Here is a 2,932-nt window from a genome sequence, read left to right as displayed (position 1 = left end):
CCTATAGCCTGACCTGCAATCTGATACTGCAATACCCGCATTGCTATCTGCTGCTCAGATGCGCCTGACTGCCTCATTTTTTGCACTAAATTGGATAGTGTTATTTGCTGGAAGTCTGGATTGGCTATTACTCCGGATGGTGTCCATTTCTGGGCATCCATGTTGAATATGGGGGTGCTCCAGCCATCTTGGCTTTCGCCTGCACCTTGCATCATTTTGCTTGCATAGCTTGTTAACAATATCATTGATTCTTCAGTTGTTAATTCTCCGCTTCTATATAAGTCAAGTATGATTTTAGATGCCTGTTCGCTGGCTTCTATGTAGTCTTTTTTAACTTGCTGTCTGCATGCATCTGTTTTGCACTCATTATATTTTCTTTGGTAATCATCGGCATTTTGTACGCCGGCTTTTTTCAGTTTTTCGTTTATTTTTCTTTCTTGGGCATTTAGTTTGCTTTCGCCTTTGCTGTTGATGATGGCGTTATTCTCCACCGCATTCTGCCCAACCACTCCCGCTATCTGCGCATCAATCAGTGAACCACCAGTTAGCCCGCCTGATACGGTGGCTACTGCTGATGATAGGTCTCTGATGCTGGCTTTGACATTTTCCGGTAAGCGGTTCGGGTCTATCTCGCCGGTTCTCGGGTCTATGGCTTCGGGGTACTGATCTTTGGGCAGTTGTTTGATCAGGTATTGCGCGGCCAGTTCGGCGGCACTCGCGCCTACGGCTCCAGCTGCGGCATTGCCGCCGTTGATGCTCGCACTGATGGCGCCTACCAGCGCATGGGCTACCAGCTGCGCTGCCTGATTCTGGTTCTCTCCATGACCGAATTGTTTGCCGATCAGCTCTGCCGCATACGGTACTAGGGCGTTGGTGGCTGCTTGCAGGCTGCTTTGGCCGCCAAGGATGCCGGTAACAGCACTGGTGACGGCTTTCATGGTTCAAGTCTCTTTCCCATGCTGTTTATATTTATAAAGCAGTGTTAATTATTTTATCGATTGTAGTTAAATAAACAACTTCATAATAGCCGGAATCTATATATTTCCCAGTGAGAATTAATATTAATTATTATTCTGTAAAAGAAAAATACAAAAATCTATAGCGGAGTCTATTCTATAGGTTTTAATGAAACTGCCATCTCTAATACTATATCTAAGTAACACTTTTCTCCATTACTATCCCTTCTTTTCAATTCATCAAGGGCATAAACGATTTCAACTTTAGAACCTACTTGAAAAAGTTTTTTATCTTCTTTGTTAATATAATCATAAATACTTTCTTCACGTATAGAACCATCATCTAATAATAAACTAAAACAATTATCGACGCTTGATGGATCTTGACCAGCCACATAAGTTCTAGTTATTACCCCAGATACATACTGCAAAGGTATTTTACCTTGGTTAATATTATTCCACCATTCTTGTGAACCAAAGAGACCATTTGCACCTTTTAATCCCATATATGGTCTTGATTCATCAAGTGTAAATTCCTGTGTTAATCTAATTTGTTCTGGCTTAGCCTTTAATTCTTCTGATAGTAAAAAGATTAATTTCATTGGTACTTTAGAATTTTCTAAATTTAATAGCATACTTTTACCTTTTATTTTACTTTTTCAAAATGAACAATATTTTTATTAAAAATTTCTATCCCTTTACCCTGTCCAAGTTGTGTAGTCATTTGCCCTCCTTCAACTTTAAAACGAGTATTAGACTGCATCCATTTTCCTGTACGATTTGACATGTTTGGGAATTGTTTTGCTGCTGGTTCATTTGCTGCAATACCTATTTTTTCCAATTCAGAAAAAGTTACTGATTTAACTGTAATTTTCACAGTAATACCATTATATTTTGATGAATATCCTAGTACAGGTGATACGGAGGTTTCTGTCGTTGCTGGCATTATACCAGTGCGTTCAAACTGCTTAAACTGCTCTGGTGACATAGTTCTATAAACAATTTCATTACCATATGCATCATACTTGAGCATTAGACATATTACTATTTGGCAACGGTAGATTATCTGTTTTCCCTTTATCCATCAATTTTTGCTCTTTTGATTTTATTCTTTCAGAAATTAAAGTTGATTCATTTGCATTTGCTTTATCTATAGGTCTAGCTGTTTGATTGGTATCTACAAACTTATTACCATTAACCTCCAGTTCAGCTGTTACTGTCGGTTTTGTTGTATTCGTCGTGCCTTTTCCGGCTATCTGTTCAGTCTTATGCGCACCTTCTACCTTACCTTTTCCACCGCTCTGTGTCGCCCCACGTGATTCACTCGCTGTACTCTGGTGCTCAGTATTTTTTATTACCTGTCCATTCGGGGTTACTAACCTTCCAGCGTTTTGGTTGTATCTGGTCGTAATTGCTTTTATTTCATTTACTGATAATGCCTTACCTCGTTTTAGTGTCAGTGCAGTTATTACTGTATTAACACTCAATCCAGAATTATAAAGTGCATCTACTTGCTCTGCCATGGAGTACGATCCTATAGCCTGACCTGCAATCTGATACTGCAATACCCGCATTGCTATCTGCTGCTCAGATGCGCCTGACTGCCTCATTTTTTGCACTAAATTGGATAGTGTTATTTGCTGGAAGTCTGGATTGGCTATTACTCCGGATGGTGTCCATTTCTGGGCATCCATGTTGAATATGGGGGTGCTCCAGCCATCTTGGTTTTCGCCTGCACCTTGCATCATTTTGCTTGCATAGCTTGTTAACAATATCATTGATTCTTCAGTTGTTAATTCTCCGCTTCTATATAAGTCAAGTATGATTTTAGATGCCTGTTCGCTGGCTTCTATGTAGTCTTTTTTAACTTGCTGTCTGCATGCATCTGTTTTGCACTCATTATATTTTCTTTGGTAATCATCGGCATTTTGTACGCCGGCTTTTTTCAGTTTTTCGTTTATTTTTCTTTCTTGGGC

The 2,932-nt window shown here is 39.6% G+C and carries 4 protein-coding genes; all 4 read right to left on the bottom strand.

From position 1 onward, the window contains the following. Positions 1–938 (bottom strand): VENN motif pre-toxin domain-containing protein (locus tag BHC51_RS10505; protein WP_180296491.1); only part of this gene is annotated, 938 nt, incomplete at its 3' end. Positions 939–1,108: 170 nt separating this feature from the next. Further along, positions 1,109–1,591: a hypothetical protein gene (locus BHC51_RS10500; protein ID WP_100153987.1), complete on the bottom strand. Its 483-nt coding sequence runs from the start codon at positions 1,589–1,591 to the stop codon at positions 1,109–1,111. A gap of 11 nt (positions 1,592–1,602) precedes the next feature. Then, positions 1,603–1,989 carry a hypothetical protein gene (locus BHC51_RS10495; protein WP_100153986.1) on the bottom strand — a complete coding sequence of 129 codons (387 nt, stop codon included), beginning with the start codon at positions 1,987–1,989 and terminating at the stop codon, positions 1,603–1,605. Continuing rightward, positions 1,976–2,932 (bottom strand): cytidine deaminase-like fold-containing protein (locus tag BHC51_RS12850; protein WP_180296490.1); only part of this gene is annotated, 957 nt, incomplete at its 5' end. The genes BHC51_RS12850 and BHC51_RS10495, both read right to left, overlap by 14 nt.

Origin of the sequence: Snodgrassella alvi (genome assembly GCF_002777745.1) — a bacterium.
Classification (GTDB): domain Bacteria; phylum Pseudomonadota; class Gammaproteobacteria; order Burkholderiales; family Neisseriaceae; genus Snodgrassella; species Snodgrassella alvi_D.
This window is presented reverse-complemented; position numbering and strand designations above follow the sequence as displayed.

Bases quoted from the DNA above. Each gene is read 5' to 3' on its own strand.
- BHC51_RS10500 (WP_100153987.1), bottom strand. From the start codon at position 1,591: ATGCTATTAAATTTAGAAAATTCTAAAGTACCAATGAAATTAATCTTT.
- BHC51_RS10495 (WP_100153986.1), bottom strand. From the start codon at position 1,989: ATGCTCAAGTATGATGCATATGGTAATGAAATTGTTTATAGAACTATG.